Consider the following 18,176-nt stretch of genomic DNA (forward strand, 5'->3'; position numbering starts at 1 on the left):
CGCGGGTCCCGAACCCCGCGCCGGCCACGCTTATCCGCCCTCCCTCTTAGGGAATCGTCCACTTCTGGGCGTTGGTGCCGTTGCAGGTCCAGATCTGCAACTGCGTGCCCGTGGTCGTGGAGGAGTTCGGATCGTCCAGGCACATCCCCGAGTTCGGGTTGTACAGCGAGCCGTCCGAGCGGGCCTGCCACTGCTGCGCGACGGTGCCGTTGCACTGCCAGTACTGCACGACCGTGCCCGCTGTGGTCCCGGCGCCGTTGACGTCCATGCAGCCGCCGAGGACTTGGATGGTGCCGTCCGACTCGATGGTCCAGTTCTGTGCGCCGGTGCCGTTGCACGTCCAGATCTGGACGTGGCTGCCGTTGGTCGTGCTGCTGTTGGAGTCGTCCACGCAGAGGCCGGAGGAGACCCCTGACACGATGGGACCGGTCGGCGCGGTGGTACCGCCGGAGCCGCCGAACGCGATGCTGAACACGTGCAGCGCGCCTTGGTTGGCGGAGCTCGGCAGGGTCACGCTCGCGACCGTCTTGCCGGAGGCGAGCGATACCGGCGTCGTGGCGAACACGTACGACTTCACCTGGTCGGCCGTTCCGCTCTGGCTGTTGCGGTACGAGGTGGTCACCGCGACCGTGTTGCCCGACTGCACCGACGCGCTGCCGCCGTTGAGCGTCCAGTCGGAGAAGCTGAGCGACACCGCCTGCGTGCTGCCGTCGGTGTAGGTGACGGTTGCCGTCCCGCTCGACGGACCGTTGGTCGCCGAGCCGAGGAAGGCGATGGAGCCCGAGCCGGAGGCCGGGATGGTCTGGCCGACCGCCTCATAGTTGTCCGGCTTCGCGCTGTAGAGCGCCGCCGGCGCGACGTTCGGCCAGGTGAAGGTGGAACCCGCGGCCGTGATCGTCGAGCCCGGATTCACCCCGGCCCCGGAGAGCGCCGTCGCCGAGTACGAGTACCCGGACCCGTCGAAGTCGGCGCCGGTCGGCGCCGAATCGTTGGAGACGCCGACGTCCGTGTACTGCGCGCCGGCGCCGCCGTACGAGGGCGGTGCCGAACTCGCGCCGGACGCCCAGCCGGTGTTCGCGGAGGTGCCGAGCGTGTACGCGAACGTGCCGCCCGAAGTGATCGCCGAGGTGGGCAGGTAAGCGTTATTCCACGCCGAGCCGTTCCACGTCGCGGACTGCACGTAGGGCGCGTTGTCGGCAGCGGCCGGCGCGTTGATCGTCAGGGTGTTGCCGGACGGCAGCGTGATGACGACCTGAGTGAACAGCGGGGAGCCGAGCGCCAGGTCGGCGGTGCCCGGGGTCTCCGGGTACATGCCGATCGCGGACCAGACGTACCAGGCGCTCATCGTGCCGAGGTCGTCGTTGCCGGCCAGACCGCCAGGGGCGTCGGTCCAGATCTGGTCCTGCACCTGCCGCACGATCTTCTGGGTGTTGTACGGCTGGCCGGTGTAGTCGTACTCCCAGGGGATGTCGAGGCTAGGCTCATTGCTCAGGTCCGAGTAGCCGTTGCCGCCGGTCAGCGCGGACAGGTCGGTGTTCAGGAACGAGTTCATCGCCGCGGCGCCGCCCTTGGCCGCGATGAGCCCGGCCAGGTTGAACGGGACCATCGGCGTGTACTGCCAGGAGTCGCCCTCGACGAAGTTGTTGCCGCTGGTGGCGCTGAACGAGCCGGTGAACTGGCCGTTGGCGTCGCGCGGCTGGATGAAGCCGCTGGCCGGGTTGTACAGGTTGCGCCAGTCCTGCGCGCGGTTCGCCAGCGCGGTCTGGTCGGCACTGTCGCCCAGCGCTCCGGCGAAGGCCGAGATCGCGAAGTCGGCGCTGTTGTACTCCAGCGTGGTCGAGGCCGGGCCGTAGAAGTTGCAGCACCCGTATGAACCATTCGAGGGCAGATAGCCGAGGTTCGCCAGGTAGTTGTTCCCAGGCCTGATGTTGTCGGTGCTCTCCGCCTCGGTCACCATGTCGTGCAGCGCGGACGCGGTGTCGAAGTTGCGCGCACCGAAGGCGTAGTAGTCCGCGATGATCGGGTCGGCCGGGTCGCCGACCATGACGTACGTCTCGCCGTTGTTGTTCATCCACTTCGGGAACATGCCGCCGGCCGCGTAGTCGTCGACCATCGACTGGGCTATATCAGAGGCCGCAGAGGGATCGACGAACGCTGACAGCTGTGCCTGTGCCCGGTAGATGTCCCAGCCGGAGAAGTTGGAGTACTCGGCGGAATGCCCGGAGCCGACAGTGTGCACGGCCCCGTTGACGCCGAGGTACTGGCCGTTCGAGTCACTGATCACGTTCGGGTGCAGCAGCGCGTGGTAGAGCGAGGTGTAGAACACCGTCTGCTGTGCCGAGGTGCCGCCGGCTATGGCGATGCGGCCGAGCAGCGCGTCCCAGGCGGTGTGCGCGGCGGACTGGGTCGCGGAGAAGTTGAAGTTCGGGTTCTCCGCGGCGATGTTCGCCTTGGCGTTGGCGATGGACACGAAGGAGATGCCGACCTTGGCCTGCACGACCTGGTTGCTCGTGGTGTCGAAGGTGACGTAACCGTTGTTGGCGCTGGCTTGCGGCGTCACCGCGTTTGATTTCAGGGCCTTCGACTTCGCGGTGCTTGATTTCGCGGCGTTCGAGGGCACCGTGCCGTGCAGCGCCGGGTGGTTGACGCTCTCGGCCGTATTGGGCGATGCGGTCTTGGTGGTCGGGCTGCTGAGCGTCGCCGGGGCCGCGGCCGTCCCGTTGGTGCTGAAGGAGCGGTCGAAGACCATGTCGAAGTACACGGTGTACGTGACGCTCGCGCCGCAGAAGTGGCCCGAGGTGACCTGGCCGGAGACCTCGGTGCTGCTGACGGTGTTGAACTGGGTGTTGGTGTCGCCGTTGGCGCTGCCGGTCAGCTTGAAGATCAGGTTCGCCTGGGTGGTGGCCGGGAAGGTGAACCGGGCCATGCCGGTGCGCGTCGTCGTGGTCAGCTCGGTCTTGACCCTGTTGCTCGTGGTCACCGAGTAGTAGCCGGGGCTGGCCGACTCGTTCGAGTGCGAGAAGCTGTCGGTCGCCGAGGTGTTGATCGAGCCGACGGTCGGCAGCACGGGCACGTCGCCTTCGCCGCTGCATCCGGGTCCTGACAGGTGGGTGAGGCTGAACCCGGTGATCGAGGAGTCGCTGTAGGTGTAGCCGCCGCCGTCTGCGCGCGACGGGGTGTCCGGCGACCATTGGACCATGCCGAACGGCGAGTCCGCGCCGGGGAAGTCGTTCGCATTGTTGGCGGTGCCGATGAAGTTGTTGACCAGGGCCGCCGGATCGCTCACCAGCGCCGCGGCGGCGTGGGTGGCCGCGGCGGCGGGTGCGACCGATCCGGCCAGGGCCGTCGCGCCGATGACGGCCAGGCTGGTCAGCGTTCTGCGGATACGGACGTGGGCAGGTGGAACCGTGGGTTGGCGCATGATGAGTCCTTCTGCTCTGACAACGTTGTCATGGAGCGGGTGGATGCAGCACACTGCGAAAGATCCGCCGTGTCAAGAGGGGCGCCGGAAAGTGCCGTACGCGCCGCGTAAGATCAACGCGCCAAGATCAGCGCTCTGAGCAGGTTCCTGCGGATGCAGGGATTACCCCTGCGATTGCCGCCGAGCCGTTCACTGACCGGACAGACGGGTAACCCCGCGGTGTCATGAGCATTCTGCATCGCTTGGAAACGCTCCAACGCGAATGCGCCAACCCCCTGCCACCCACCAGGAGGCATGAATGCAACGCGCCATCGGGCGTCGCGTCACACTCGCGGTCGCCACGGCGATCACGGCGGCCGCCGCCGCGGCCGTGCCGCAAGCAGCCCACGCTGCCGGCACCTACTCCCTGCTCGTCCTGCCCGACCAGGGAGAATCCGCGATCTACAACTTCATCAACTCCGCCACGTCCAGCATCGATGTCACCATGTACGAGCTGCGCGATACCACGGTGACCACCGATCTGGTCAACAAGCAGAAGGCCGGCGTCAAGGTCCGGGTGATCCTGGACGGCAAGCAGACCTCGGTCAACAGCGCCGCCTTCAGCGCCCTGCAATCCGGTGGCGTCTCCGTCGAGTACTCCTCGACGGCGTTCGTGTACACGCACCAGAAGACCATCACCGTGGACGGCGCCGAGTCGTACATCAGCACCGGAAACCTCGACACCACCTACTACTCGACCTCACGCGACTACGGGGTCTTCGACACCAATCCCGCCGACGTCAGCGCGGTCGAGCAGGTCTTCAACGCGGACTTCGCGAAGACCTCGATCACCCCCTCCGACGGCGCCGACCTGGTCTGGTCGCCCACCGACTCGCAGACTCAGCTGCTCAACCTGGTCAACGGCGCGCAGCGCAGCCTCGACGTCGAGGAGGAGGAGTTCGGCGACACGGCCCTGGTCAACGCCGTGGTCGCGGACGCGCAGCGCGGCGTGGCGGTCCGCGTGGTGGCCGAGAACCAGAGCAACTCCTACACCACGCAGCTGAACCAGGTCACCGCGGCCGGCGGCCAGGTGAAGACCTACACCTCGAGCACCGGCTACTACATCCACGCCAAGGCGATCGTCGCCGACTACGGCACCTCGACCGCGAAGGTGTTCCAGGGCTCTGAGAACTTCTCCGACAACTCGCTCAACCACAACCGCGAACTCGGGCTGATCGTCAGCGACTCCGGCGTGATCAGCGGCATCGAGTCGGCGTTCAACGCGGACTTCGGCTCCAGCGGCACCACCGGCGGTGGCGGGTGCACGGCGGCGCAGCTGCTGGGCAACCCCGGCTTCGAGACCGGCACCGCCGCGCCCTGGTCCACCGGCTCCAGCGTGATCAGCAACAGCAGCAGCGAACCGCCGCACAGCGGCAGCTACGACGCCTGGCTCGACGGCTACGGCAGCACCCACACCGACACGCTCTCGCAGGCGGTGAAGCTGCCGACCGGCTGCTCGAACTACAACTTCAGCTTCTGGCTGCACATCGACACGGCGGAAACCAGCACCACCACCGCCTACGACACGCTCAAGGTCCAGGTCCTGAACAGCTCCGGCACCGTGCTGGGGACCCTGGCCACCTACTCCAACCTCAACCACAACACCGGCTACACGCAGCACAGCTTCAGCCTCGCGTCGTACGCCGGACAGACCGTCACCCTCAAGTTCACCGGCGCCGAGGACTTCGAGTATCAGACCTCGTTCGTCATCGACGACACCGCGGTGGATGTGAGCTGACCAGCGCGACCGGCCGCGAGGCCGCTCGGGCCGGGCACCGCTGCGGCCGGTCGGGCATCACTGCCCGACCGGCCGCGTCGCGTCGACGGTAACGCCTTCGGGGGCTCGCGCCCCTTTTCTCATATGTTCCCCAACCGGTGGTCGGCAGCCGATAGCGGGCGCTACTTCGCGCCCGCTTCCACGCTCCTGCCCGCCGAAGCCCCGGCGATTTCGAGCAATGTTCGCCCGGCAGGCCGCAAACCGGTGAGTGTTCGGTATGGTGTGTGGCCGGATTCGGGCGGCCCTGCACGGCGCCGCGTGTACTGCAAGTGGTCGGACGGTGACGTGAGCGGAGTCGGTGGAGTGCCGGCCGCCGATTTGGACGCCGCGTTGGACCAGGCGCGGCGCGGTGACGAGCGCGCCTTCGCCGAGCTGTGGATCTCGCTCAACCCGCTGATCCTGCGCTACCTGCGGGTGCTGGTCGGCCAGGCCGCCGAGGACGTGGCGTCCGAGACGTGGCTGCACGCGGCACGCGACGTGCGTGACTTCCGCGGCGATGCGGCCGGATTCCGGGTCTGGCTGTTCCGGGTGGCGCGGCACCGGGGTCTGGACGAGCTGCGGCGCGCAGGGCGCCGTCCCGAGGAGCCGACCGGGCTGCCCGGCATCGGCACGGACGGGGCCCGCGAACACGCCGCGCCCGACGACACCGCGGCCGCGGCACTTGAGCGGCTGTCCACGGAGCAAGCGCTGCGCCTGATCTCCCGGCTGCCGAAGAACCAGGGCGAAGCCGTCATGCTGCGGGTGATCATCGGTCTCGACGCGAAACAGACGGCGCAAGTGTTGGGCAAGCGCTCCGGTGCGGTGCGCATCGCGGCGATGCGCGGGCTGCGCGGCCTGTCCGGCTTCCTGAGCGAAGCCGCGGCGTCGACCGAGGCCGACGGGCGATCCGTCGACCCGGGCGCCGCCGCACGGCCCACCGGATGGGTCGACGAGGTGACCCCATGATCGACAACGGCGGATACCACGACGGGTCGACCGAGGCCGCGGCGTCGGGGCGAGGCCCGGCGCGGCGCATCGGCTGGTCCGAGGCGAACCGTCTGATCGACGGAAGGCAAGGCGGATCCGGCGCGACCGACCTGGACACGCTGCTCGCGGTCGCCGCGGCGCCCGCGTCGGAGGCGACCCTTGATCCGGCGCAGCTGGAACCGGTGCTCATGGCCTTTCGGCGGGCCGGCATCGGGGCCGGCCCGGCGCCGCAGCCCCAGCCGCGACGCGCGGTCAGACAACGATCACCCCGGGTGGCTCTGGTCAAGTGCGCGGCGGTGTTGATGGTGGTCGGCGGCAGCGGCGTGGCCGCTGCGACCGCCGGGGTGCTTCCTGCCTCGGTACAGCAGATCGCGCACGACTATCTCGGCGGCGTCGGCATCCCCGCGCCGGCCGCGTCCGGAACCGCCGGCCCGGCTCCGTCCGGAACGCCGAGCCCTTCCGGCTCGCCGTCTCCGAGCGCGGGCAGCGGCCGGCAGGCGGCCACCACGGCGCAACTGATGCCGCTGTGCCAGACGGTCGCCGCGAACCCGCAGGACTGGCGCTCCGTACTCGACCCGGCGGATCAGGAGGCGCTGGTGGCCGCGGCGGGTGCGCCTGGTCACGTGGAGCAGTACTGCGCCACCCTGCTCGCGACGGCGAGCAGCAGCGCGGACAGCGGAGACGAGGGCGCCACACCCTCGCCCGCACAGTCCACGGAGCCTTCCTCGAAGGCGACTCCCGGGGCGAGCGCGACACACGGCAACTCCCACGCGAGCCACTCGCCGTCGCCGAACCCGCACAGCACCGAGCACTGACTTCTCGGTCGAGCACTGATTTCGAGCATCGCGCGGACCACGCGCGGTCCAGGCGTTTCGCAAGCGGAGTAACACAACACGCGGCCGCGGCGCCTATCCGCGTCGAGACGACAGCGCGTGCCTCTCCCCCCAGCCACGCGCGCAGCGTCTCCTGAGGGCCTGCGGCGTCGTGACCCCCCAATTCCTGGGCGCCGCAGGCCCCGTCAACAGCGGACAGGCGACGAGGATCGGTGGCCGGTGGGCGCGACAGGACATAGACACGGGGCGGGCACCACCGGGACCGGGCCCACCCAGGCGCCGGTCTTCGTCGACTCCACCGGACGCCGCCGCCTGGTCATCCGCCGCGTCGCAGTCGCGTTGTCGATTGGTGCCTTTGCCTACGGTGTGCTGGTGGTCATCAGCGTCCTCGGCGGCCCGGTGCCGCCGAATGCGCTGCTGCCGCTGCCGGGCGGGCAGCACGGCCCGGTCTCCGCGAGCAAGCCGACCGCGACCCCGCGATCGGCTGCCACCGCCTCCGCCGCCGCGACTCGCGCGGGCACCGGAGCGGCCCCCGGTGCGGGCACCACGGCCGCGGCCGCCCGCGCCGCCGCCTCCCCGACCGCGGCGCCCGCCGCGTCGCTCTCGCCCTCCCCGACGGCCAGCCGGCACCAACCGCCCGGCCTGGTCGGCAAATCCGCCTCTCCGGGCGCGACGGGACACGGCCGCTGATGGCCGGTAGACGCTGATGGCCGGAAAACGCCGTGCGGCCCGTGCCATACCGCCACGCGCCCACTGGTTGCTGTTCGCGATGTCCCTGGTGCTGATGGCGGGAATCCTGCTCACCTACGGCCTGGTCCACCACGAGGTCGGCGCGGAGGGGTCTGGCGGGCCGCACGCGACGGGCGGCGCCGAACAGGTACCGTCGGCGATCGCGAACGGCGGCCCCGTCATCGACACCAGGGGCGGGGCTCAGCGCTCGTATGCGATCCCGGCCGGGCAGGTGGCGCTGTCCTTCGACGACGGGCCGGATCCGCAGTGGACTCCGAAGATTCTTGCGGTGCTGCGGCGCTACCAGGTGCCCGGGACCTTCTTCGTCGTCGGCGGGCGCGTGGCGCAGTACCCCGGGCTGGTGCGCGCCGAGGTGGCCGCGGGCGACGAAGTCGGCATCCACACGTTTACGCATACGGATCTGGCCTCGGCGAGCGAGTGGCGCCGGTCCTTCGAGTTCTCGCAGACGCAGTCGGTGATCGCGGGCGCCGCCGGGGTCTCCACGCCGCTGCTGCGCCCGCCCTACTCCTCCGAGCCTGACGCGCTGGACGACTCCGACTGGGCCTCGATCAAGGACGCGGGCGCGCACGGCTACCTGGTCGTGCTGACGAACCGGGACAGCGAGGACTGGCAGCGCCCCGGCGTGGCACGGATCGTCGCCAACGTGCTGCCCGCGAGCGGAACCCCCGGGCTGCTGGTCATGATGCACGACTCGGGCGGCGACCGCTCGCAGACCGTCGCCGCACTCAATGTCCTGATTCCCATGCTGCAAGGACGCGGGTACACCTTCACCACCGTCACCGGGGCGATCGGCGCGCCCACCGCCGTCGCGCCGGCCGCGGCGGCGCAACAGTGGCGCGGCCGACTGCTGATCTGGGCGGTGCGCGGATCCGACGTGGTGGTCAGCGCGCTGGGCTGGACCATCCTAGCCGCCGGCGGACTCAGTGTGCTGCGACTGCTACTGCTGCTGGCCACGGCGCACCGGCACGCGCGCCGCCGACGCAAGCCCTGGGGCCCGCCGGTACACGAACCGGTGTCCGTGATCGTCCCGGCCTACAACGAGGAAGCCGGAATCGAGGCGACGCTGCTCTCCCTGTTCAACTGCAAGTACCCGATGGAGATCATCGTCGTCGACGACGGCTCGACCGACGGCACCGCGGCCGTGGTCGAACGCTTCCGCGGCATGGGCGTGCGGTTGATCCGGCAGCCCAACGCCGGAAAGCCGGCCGCGCTCAACACCGGGATCGCGCACGCTCGCGGCCGGATCCTGGTGCTGCTCGACGGCGACACGGTCTTCCAGCCGGACGCGATCCACTATCTCGTGCAGCCCTTCAGCGATCCGGACATCGGCGCGGTCAGCGGCAACGCGAAGGTGGGCAACCGGACCGGGCTGCTCGGCCGCTGGCAGCACATCGAATACGTGGTCGGATTCAACCTGGACCGCCGGTTCTACGATCTGGCCGGGTGCATGCCGACGGTACCGGGCGCGATCGGGGCCTTCCGCCGCGAGGCGCTGCTCGATGTCGGCGGGGTCAGCGACCAGACCCTCGCCGAGGACACCGATCTGACCATGGCGCTGGTGCGCGCGGGTTGGCGGGTGGTCTACGAGGAGAAGGCGATCGCGTGGACCGAGGCCCCGGCCAGCCTCGGCCAACTGTGGCGGCAGCGCTACCGCTGGTCCTACGGCACCATGCAGGCGATGTGGAAGCACCGGCGCAGCATGGTGCAGTCCGGCGGCTCGGGACGGCTCGGCCGCCGCGGGATCCCCTATCTGCTGCTGTTTCAGATCCTGCTGCCGCTGCTGGCCCCGCTGGTCGACGTCTTCGCCTGCTACGGGCTGATCTTCGGGGACGTGGCGCGCATGACGGCGGTGTGGCTCGGGTTCCTGGCAGTGCAGCTGGTGGCGTCGTGGTACGCGTTCGCGCTCGATCGTGAGCGGCGCGGTGCGCTGTGGACGTTGCCGTTGCAGCAGTTCGTCTATCGGCAGCTGATGTATCTGGTGTTGATCCAGTCGGTCGTCACGGCCCTGCTCGGAACGCGCTTGCGCTGGCAGCGGATGCAGCGCCGCGGCCTGCCTACCGCGCTCGACAGCGAACGCGGGCGGGCCTGAACGGCTGACCCGGTCAAACGTTGTGCCGGACTCCCCGCCTGGGGCGCCCGGCACAACGTTTTTTCCGCATCGGCGAATAAGCGGACTGCGTTACGGCATCGGCGTCGACCAGATGCCGCGGCCGTGCGTGGCGACATACAGCGTCTTGCCGTCGGGGCTCGCCACGAGGTACACCGCCGCCGCGGTCGGGAGATTGCCCGTGGCGGTGATGTCGCTCAGGCCGAGTCGCTTCCAGTGACCGAGGCCGTCCGTCTTCACGTGGTCGACGAACACACCGAGGTCTGTGGCGACGACGAGCGATCCGTCCGGTGCGATCAGCGTCCGGTTGGCCGGTGCGTCCGGGAACGAGTCGGCCGCGCCGGACGTGCCGGTGACGTCGGTCCAGGTGGCCCCGCCGTCCGTGGTGCGCCAGATGTGGCCGTAGCCCGCGCCGGGTGCCTCGTGCCAGGCCCTTGAGAAGCCGGACAGGGTCACGTACACGGTCCCGCCGCTCGCGTCGGCCGGATCGATGGTGACGCCGGAGATGTACCGGTTCGGGAAATCGGCCGGCAGCGCGAGCTGGTGCCAGCTGCCGCCGTAGTTGGTCAGGATGCCGCGCCCGAAGCCGCTGCCCGGATTGCAGGCGCCGCACCAGGCCGCCCAGATCACGTGGCTCTGGCTGGAGATCGCGGTGATCGAGTGGCCGGCTCCGGAGTCGGCGAGCTGCTGCCAGTCGGCGCCCGAGGTGCTGGCCCACGTCTTGGCGTCGGCCCAGACGTATTCGCCTCCTGCGACCCAGTAGCCCGCGTCCTTCGTGTCGGCGCTGAACGGCGCGATGAAGCGCGCGTTCGGGTCGCCGGGCGCGATGCTGGTGATCGCGGCCGGGGTGCCGTCGTCGTTCGCGGTGTAGCCGCAGTTGTTGGTCAGCGACATGGCGAGGTTGGTGTATTCGCCGACGCTCTGGCAGCCGTTGGCCGGATTGACCAGTTGGTCACCGCCGTCGCCGCCGAACGGCTCCGACATCTCACCGGCCGGGTTCAGCTGTTCGGTCACCGGCGTGGTCGTGCCCGGGTACGTATACGAGTACGTAGATCCCTTGGGAGACAGGAACGAGACTCCGTTGTCCTGCAGCCCGCCCCAGACCGCGGTGCCGCCGCTGGAGAGGCTGCCGACGCCGACCGAGTAGTACTGCAGCGTGCGCAACGTGCCGCTGGTGTTGAGGTTGCGCCAGCCGGGCGCGGTTTGCGTCGTCGGCCGCGCGTAAATTCCGCCGTCGTTGCCCGCGTAGACCTCAGGCGCGTGTCCCGGCCAAGCGCTGAACGCGAGCGCGTGCTGGTCGGAGTGCATCACGTTGCCGTCGCAGGTGTTCTGCGAGGGCGTGTAGCTGAAGCAGGGCAGGCCGAAGTTCCAGTAGCGGCCCACGGCCTGCCAGCTCGCGCCGCCGTCGCGGGATTCGTAGAGCTCTTCCAAACCCAGGTAGACGTGGTTCGGGTCAGCGGGATCGACGGCGAGCGACTGGTCGTACCAGGCCTGGATGCCCGGCTGGTATCCCGGGCCGATCAGCGTGCGCTTCATCGCCGAGCCGCTGTTGGCCAGCACGCTCGAGGTGGCGATCTGGTTGTACGGGCCGTTGATGTTCCCGGACGGGGAGACGAAGACGCCGGCCAGCACGGTCGTGGCGTTCGCCTTGTTGATCAAGGCCGGCGACTCCATCACGACGTACAGGCGGCTGCCGTCGGCGGAGTACGCGAAGGTGGCGTTGCCGATCTCCTTCGGGTTGATCGCGCCGGTCGGGTTGGCCTCGGCCCAGGTGTTGCCGCCGTCGTGCGAGTAGTAGAAGCCGTTGTACGCCGCGCCGCTGCGCCAGGCGACGTCGGCCACCAGCGACAGACCGCCGCTGCCGGGCTGCACCGCCAGATCCGAGGCGATGTCCGCGAACGAGCTGCTCACGCCGCAGGTCACTCCGGCGACGCCGATGCCGGCGCAGGGGGCGAGCACGGCGGTCCACGCGGTGCTCGCCGAGGAGGTCAGGGTCCTGCGGTACACGCCGTGGGAGGTCACCGCGAAGACGTATCCGGCCTGGGCGTCGACCCGCAGCTCGTGGATCGAGGAGCCGTCGAGCTCGCCGCCGCCGACTCGGTTCGCCGAACTGAAGGAGCCGGTGGCCGGGTTCGCCAGCCGGTAGATGCCGGAGCCGGCGTAGTTGTCCGAGGCGGTGGTCGCCTCGCCGGTGCCCAGCCACAGCGAGCCGTCCGGCATGAGGGCGAGGGAGCCGACCGAGAGCGCGGGCAGGTGGTCAGCGATCGGAGTCCAGGTCGCGCCGTCGTCAGTCGAGCGGAACACACCACCGTCCGCGCCTCCGGCGTACAGCACGCCGGTGTGCGTCGGGTCCACTGCGAGGGCGGCGATCCGGCCGGCCGAGTAGCCGGCGCCGCCGCCCGAGTTCGAGGCGCTCTGGTCGCGGTAGTGCAGCGAGTCCGAGTTGTACGGCTGGGTGGTGACTTCCGCGAACGTGCTGGAGCTGACCGGCATCTGCGTCACGTGGTTCCACGCCGCCGTGTACGCGCCCGCGGTGACCGCGCCGTCCGGCGAAAGCCGCGGGTCGTTGTACGCGCTGAGCGCGCTCATCAGGTCGTCGGACTCGTCGCCCGCCGATCCGGCCGTGTTGATCCGGCCGCCGCCCGAGGCCTCGGCGCCCGTCGGAAAGGACGCCCAGGAGGCCGTCGCGATCACGGTGCCGAGGGACAACGAGACAAGCAGGGTCCTGCCAGGTCTCCAGGCCGATAGGCCCATGAGTTCTCCTGTCCGCGGGCCGGAGCCTTATGGGCCGCCCGCTTCGCTGAAGGTGCCCGAGCCCCGGCCGCGCAGCCGGATCCTCGCCGTAGCGACCCACCCGCCGCGGCGAGGATCCGACCCCTGGACGGCGGGCCGAGATTCGTGGTCCGTGGCACGAACGCGCTCAGCCCAGCCGCCCTTCCGCGCCGACAAAGGGATTCGGCGCGGGCACGGGCTCGTGTGGTGCGCTGTCTTCTCAACCACAGACGACTGCGCAGCCGGTTGTATCCAAGAGGCGAATTGCGGCGCCCCGCCGTTACGCACGCCTCGCCCGAACGGATCCCGCGGTACGCGAACGTGCCGATCACATGCGGCGATCAGGGATGTCGCAGTGGCGGGGAGCAGGTCCCCGGCGGACTGCCATTGTTACGAATTGGCGAACAATCGCCACTTGTCTTGTTCATGTTCAGGCGTAGGGCTAGCGTCTGCGCCGCCCGCAGCCCCAAACCGAGGTGTGTGGCAACCCACTTTGATCAAGCCGCTTCGGCGCGCCCACTCGGCCGCGTCGAACGGCGTCACGCACGGCCCCCGCTACCCACATAGGAGGCAGTACGTTGCGCATCACCCAGCGCAGGAAAGGCGCCACCCGCGCCGTTCTCTGCATAGCCGGATCGACCGCGCTCGCGGGCACCGGCTTCGCCTTCGCCGCCCAGGCCAACGCTCAGACCACGAACTCCACCGTTTCGTGGACCCGGGCTTGCGCCCTCAGCACCACACCCGGCCAGATGGCGTGCAACGCCCTGCACGTCACGAGCACCATCGAGCACGTACACGCCCAGGGCGTCACACCGAATGCCACTCCGTCCGGCTACGGACCGAGCGATTTGTACAGCGCCTACAACCTGCCCTCGGGCGGGGGCGCCGGCCAGACCGTCGCGATCGTCGACGCGTACGACGACCCCAACGCCGAATCCGACATGGGCGTCTACCGCTCCCAGTACGGCCTGCCGGCCTGCACCACCGCCAACGGCTGCTTCAAGAAGGTCAGCGAGACCGGCGGCACCAGCTACCCGCGCAAGAGCACCAGCTGGTCCGGGGAGATCTCGCTGGATCTCGACATGGTCTCCGCGATCGCCCCGAACGCGCACATCATCCTGGTCGAGGCCAAGTCCGCGAGCATGACGGACCTGGGCACCAGCGTGAACACCGCGATCAGCCTTGGCGCGAAATTCGTCTCCAACAGCTACGGCGGCTCGGAGTCCTCCTCCGACTCGACCTACGACTCGAGCTACTTCAACCACCCGGGCGTCGCGATCACCGTCAGCTCCGGCGACGGCGGCTACGGCGTCGAGTACCCGGCGGCCTCGAAGTATGTCACCGCGGTCGGCGGCACCTCGCTGAGCAAGGCCTCGAACACCCGCGGCTGGACCGAGTCGGTGTGGTCGACCAGCAGCAGCGAGGGCGCCGGTTCCGGCTGCTCCAAGTACGACGCGAAGCCGACCTGGCAGACGGACTCCGGGTGCGCCAACCGCACCGTGGCCGACGTCTCCGCGGTGGCGGACCCGGCCACCGGCGTCGCGGTGTACCAGACCTACGGCGGCACCGGCTGGACCGTCTATGGCGGCACCAGCGTGGCCTCCCCGCTGATCGCGGCAGTGTACGCGGACGCGGGCACGCCCGGCAGCAGCACCTACCCGGCCGGTGACATCTACAGCCACACCGGCTCGCTCTACGACGTGACCTCCGGCTCGACCGCGTCCTGCTCGCCCGCCTACCTGTGCACCGCAGAGGTCGGATACGACGGACCGACCGGCTGGGGCACGCCGAACGGACTCACCGCCTTCGCGGGCTGACAGTCCTTCTCTCCGAGCGCACGCGGCCGGTTGCGGGACCAGGGGGCCCGCAGCCGGCCGCGGCGCGATCAGCGGCCGTTGCCGATCCGTTATCGAGCGGCCGCTTGACGGACCGGTGTGGTCTAGTCCACTTTGGGTTTCGGTGCCGCCGCGCGGCCGAAAGGGCTCGCGGCACCGCTGTACAGCTGGCGAAACGGCGTTCGGCGCACGCCCATCCCGGCCCTGGCACGCCCAGGGAGAGGGAGTGGGTCACAAGACTGCACGCCTTCCTCCCTCGGATGACGCCCCTGCCGGGCCCACACCCGGTCGTGCGGCACGGTCCTGACACGCAGCCCGCCCCGTGTCGGCTCCGCACCGGACGACGAACACACCGAGGGAAGACGACATGAAAGCTCTGCCCCCGCGCGGCAAGCCGCGCTGGATCGCCGCCGGATCCGCGGCCCTCCTGGCGACCACCGGCCTGGTGCTGACCACGGTGATCGCGGCCTCGCCGGCCAGCGCCGCCGTCGTGCAGGTCGCGCCGTACGTCGACATGTCCAACAACCAGGAGCCGATGCTCAACGCCGCGGCGACCCAGGCCGGACTGCACAACTACACGGCCGCGTTCGTCATCGGCTCCGGCTGCACCCCGATCTGGGGCGACACCCTGCCGGTCACCAGCGACCCGACCATGGACCAGGAGATCGCCACCGCGCGCGCGGACGGCGCGACGCCGATCGTGTCCTTCGGCGGCGCCGGCGGCAGCGAGCTGGCGCTCACCTGCACCACGGCCTCCAGCCTGCAGGCCGCCTACCAGGCCGTGATCAACCACCTCGGGGTCAACCACATCGACTTCGACATCGAGGGCGCGACCCTGGACTACACCTCGAACAACAACGTGCGCTTCCAGGCCATCAAGGGGCTGGAGTCCGCGAACCCCGGCCTGGTGGTCTCGGCGACCCTGCCGGTGCTGCCGACCGGACTGGCCGCCGATGGCGTCGCGTTCCTCAACCTGGCCAAGCAGGACGGCGCCCGCATCGACGTGATCAACGTGATGGCGATGGACTACGGCTCCTCCTTCACCGGCGACATGGGCCAGGAGGCGATCCAGGCCGCGCAGAACACGCTGAACCAGGCCCGCGCGGACTGGCCCGGCGACACCTACGCCAACATCGGGGTCACCCCGATGATCGGCCAGAACGACAACTCGGCCGAGGTGTTCTCGGAGGCGAACGCGCAGACCCTGGTCAGCTGGGCCAGCAGCAACGGCCTGGGCCGGCTGGCGTTCTGGTCGGTCGACCGTGACCAGCCCTGCTCCGGCTCCGCCAGCGGTCTGCCCTCGTGCTCCGAGATCAGCCAGAGCAAGCTGGACTTCACCAAGATCTTCCTCGGCGGGGGCGGCAACGGCGGCGGTGGCGGCCCCTCGCCGAGCCCGAGCCCGACGCACTCCCCCTCCCCGTCTCCGTCGCCCACCGGTGGCAGCGGCGGCGGCAGCTGCTACCCGGCGTGGAACGCGAACACGTCTTACGTGCCGAACGACAACGTCTCGTACAACGGCGTCAACTACACGGCGATCTACTGGTCGACCGGTGTGACTCCGGGTTCTGCGATCGCGTGGAACATCTGGAAGTCGGACGGCGCCTGCTGACAACAGATTGAGAACCCCGGGTGGGCCGCGATCACGGCCGCGGCCCACCCGGGGTGGACCCGGCTTCCCGATCGGGCAGTGAATAGCCGAACACGCTGCGACGCAGCGCGCGGTGCGCTAACTTCCCCCCGAGAGCCGGACGCATCCGGCCGGGAACCGAGGGGGAGCTGGCTCATGCCGACGCTGCGCAACGTCATTTCCACGCTCGACCAGAACGGCCGCGAGGCGATGGGCCCCGGCGTGCTGCTGTTCCACTATCCGGACCCGAACATCCTCAACGGCTCGCTGATCACCGTGGAGTCGAACCACTACTGCGTGCTCAAGTCGCGCGGCGCGATCCTGAGCGTGTACGGCACCGGGCAGCACCAGCTGGAGACGCCGGACAAGCCGCTGTTCGGCTCGATCCAGAAGGCTTTCTACGGCGGCCAGTCGCCGTGGCAGTACGAGGCCATCTACGTCAACCGCGCCAAGAGCGTGGTGCGTGCGCGCGGCACGGCCCTGTCCCGGGAGATGGCCGAGCTCAACTACGAGGTCGACTACTACATCCACGTGGAGACCGAGGAGGACGCGGTCAAGCTCGTGCAGCACATGCCGCACGACGGGCACGTGCTGACCGCGGACGCGATCAACGCCTACGCAGGACCGGTGGTGGAGCAGGCGGTCAACCAGATCGTCCAGCTGACCCCGCTTGAGCAGGTCAACGAGAAGATCACCGACATCGGCGAGTTGGTGCGCACCCACCTGCAGGAGTTCCTCGCCATCTACGGCATCACCCTCAACGACGTCAATGTGCTGATCTCGCCGCGGGACGAGCGGATGCGCGAGCTGCTGGCGCTGCGCGCCTTCGGCATGACCGAGCAGGAGGCGCTGCGCGCGTACCTGGCGCTCAAGCTGGCCGACCGCGGCCTGCCGACGGCGGTCAACGCGCTGGTCGGCCAGCCGATGCAGATCGCGCTGCTGCCCGCCGGGGTGCTCGGCGACCTGACCCAGGTCGGCTTCGTCAACGGCGTGTCCGGACAACGCTGAGCGAGCCAGAGACGGAGACCGAGACGGAGACCGCGGAACAGCTCGACCGGGACCTTGGACAGGTGGCACAGCGGTGACCCACGGAGCGTTCGAACCCCTGGTCGGAGTCGACCACTACACCGAGGCCGGGCGGCTGCGCGCGGACGATCTCGCGGTGCGCTCGCGCGCGGCCGAACTGCTCTCCCGCGCCGCTCAGGCGCTGTCCGCGGCGGCGGCGGAATACCGGCGCACGCAGGTGCCGGCGCCGACGCGCGAGCAGCCGTTCCCGCCACCGCAGCTGCTCGAGCTGGCCGTGGCCGCCCGGCGTTGCGCGGATCGCTACGCCGCGGCCGCGGATCGGGTGCGCAACGCGCCCTTCCCGCCGGACCCGAAGAAGACCTGGAAGAAGCTGCGCTCGGTCGGCGCGGCCCGGCTGCTCGAACTGGACCGGAGCCTGGTCAGCCACGCGGAGTACGCCGCCGCCGTGGTCGGCGACGTGTCTGCGGAACAGCTCGGCGACCTACCGGCCCGGGAAGCTCTCGACGCACTCACCGCGGTCACCGCGACGCTCGACGAACGCACCGGCTATCTCAGTGGGCTGTAACCGATATTCCTACGTTGTCACGCGGATTCGCAGACGCAGAGTTGAAGCGGCGCATCTCCGGCGAATGGCCGACCGGACCAGTCACCGAAGCGCTCAACGAGCCGCATCGTAGATCTCAGCCACATCGACACTGACGCTGCCGCGCTCGGGATCCGTGAACGACAACGATTCCTGGCTGCGCCGCACGCCATCGGCTCCGGCGAGTAGGCGCACGCTCGGGTTGAAGACGTCGAAGACGAACCGTGCTCCGGGTGCCAAATGTCTTCGGACCGACCGGAAGCAGCTGACCAATTCCTCAGCCTCATGCAGATGCAGCAGGGAATTGGCCGCAATGAATACGAAGTCGAATGCGCCGCCCAGATCGAAGGCCCGCATGTCGCCCTGCAGCCATTCCGCTACACCGCGCTCGTTCGCCTTACGCTGAGCCGCGGCCAGCATGTCTGACGAGAGGTCCAGCC

The 18,176-nt window shown here is 69.5% G+C and carries 12 protein-coding genes; 9 read left to right on the plus strand and 3 right to left on the minus strand.

Annotation, left to right across the window (positions count from 1 at the left end; translation table 11 throughout):
* Window positions 1-46: 46 nt before the first annotated feature.
* A complete protein-coding gene (locus VFA06_RS01255; protein WP_324838459.1) occupies window positions 47-3,421 on the minus strand; it encodes a lectin in 3,375 nt (1,124 codons plus the stop codon).
* Between the two features lie 298 nt (window positions 3,422-3,719).
* Here VFA06_RS01255 and VFA06_RS01260 point away from each other — a divergent pair, with 298 nt between their 5' ends.
* The 5 genes from VFA06_RS01260 (at window position 3,720) to VFA06_RS01280 (ending at window position 9,875) form a co-directional block, all read left to right on the plus strand.
* On the plus strand, window positions 3,720-5,198 hold the full coding sequence (locus tag VFA06_RS01260; protein ID WP_324838460.1) for a phospholipase D-like domain-containing protein: 1,479 nt from the start codon (window positions 3,720-3,722) through the stop codon (window positions 5,196-5,198).
* Window positions 5,199-5,522: 324 nt separating this feature from the next.
* The gene (locus tag VFA06_RS01265; RefSeq protein WP_324838461.1) at window positions 5,523-6,182 is read left to right on the plus strand and encodes an RNA polymerase sigma factor; all 660 of its coding nucleotides are present in this window, start codon (window positions 5,523-5,525) and stop codon (window positions 6,180-6,182) included.
* Window positions 6,179-7,018: a hypothetical protein gene (locus tag VFA06_RS01270; RefSeq protein ID WP_324838462.1), complete on the plus strand. Its 840-nt coding sequence runs from the start codon at window positions 6,179-6,181 to the stop codon at window positions 7,016-7,018. Before VFA06_RS01265 ends, VFA06_RS01270 begins: the two co-directional genes overlap by 4 nt.
* A 237-nt stretch (window positions 7,019-7,255) precedes the next feature.
* Window positions 7,256-7,726, plus strand: coding sequence for a hypothetical protein (locus VFA06_RS01275; protein ID WP_324838463.1), 471 nt, complete (start codon window positions 7,256-7,258; stop codon window positions 7,724-7,726).
* A 79-nt stretch (window positions 7,727-7,805) separates the two neighbouring features.
* A complete protein-coding gene (locus VFA06_RS01280; RefSeq protein ID WP_324838464.1) occupies window positions 7,806-9,875 on the plus strand; it encodes a bifunctional polysaccharide deacetylase/glycosyltransferase family 2 protein in 2,070 nt (689 codons plus the stop codon).
* A 90-nt stretch (window positions 9,876-9,965) separates the two neighbouring features.
* Here VFA06_RS01280 and VFA06_RS01285 read toward each other — a convergent pair whose 3' ends face one another.
* On the minus strand, window positions 9,966-12,647 hold the full coding sequence (locus tag VFA06_RS01285; protein WP_324838465.1) for a glycosyl hydrolase: 2,682 nt from the start codon (window positions 12,645-12,647) through the stop codon (window positions 9,966-9,968).
* A 596-nt stretch (window positions 12,648-13,243) separates the two neighbouring features.
* On the opposite strand from VFA06_RS01285, the gene VFA06_RS01290 reads away from it, so the two are divergent.
* From VFA06_RS01290 to VFA06_RS01305, 4 genes are all read left to right on the plus strand, one after another.
* Window positions 13,244-14,482 carry a S53 family peptidase gene (locus VFA06_RS01290; RefSeq protein ID WP_324838466.1) on the plus strand — a complete coding sequence of 413 codons (1,239 nt, stop codon included), beginning with the start codon at window positions 13,244-13,246 and terminating at the stop codon, window positions 14,480-14,482.
* A gap of 385 nt (window positions 14,483-14,867) precedes the next feature.
* A complete protein-coding gene (locus VFA06_RS01295; RefSeq protein WP_324838467.1) occupies window positions 14,868-16,109 on the plus strand; it encodes a chitinase in 1,242 nt (413 codons plus the stop codon).
* A 174-nt stretch (window positions 16,110-16,283) separates the two neighbouring features.
* A complete protein-coding gene (locus VFA06_RS01300) occupies window positions 16,284-17,135 on the plus strand; it encodes an SPFH domain-containing protein (protein ID WP_324838468.1) in 852 nt (283 codons plus the stop codon).
* 73 nt (window positions 17,136-17,208) lie between these two features.
* Complete coding sequence (locus tag VFA06_RS01305; protein WP_324838469.1) at window positions 17,209-17,718, plus strand: hypothetical protein; 510 nt, start codon at window positions 17,209-17,211, stop codon at window positions 17,716-17,718.
* A gap of 93 nt (window positions 17,719-17,811) precedes the next feature.
* Here VFA06_RS01305 and VFA06_RS01310 read toward each other — a convergent pair whose 3' ends face one another.
* Complete coding sequence (locus tag VFA06_RS01310) at window positions 17,812-18,156, minus strand: class I SAM-dependent methyltransferase (protein ID WP_349260005.1); 345 nt, start codon at window positions 18,154-18,156, stop codon at window positions 17,812-17,814.
* Between the last annotated feature and the right edge of the window lie 20 nt (window positions 18,157-18,176).

The organism is Actinocrinis sp., assembly GCF_035653575.1.
GTDB lineage: Bacteria > Actinomycetota > Actinomycetes > Streptomycetales > Catenulisporaceae > Actinocrinis.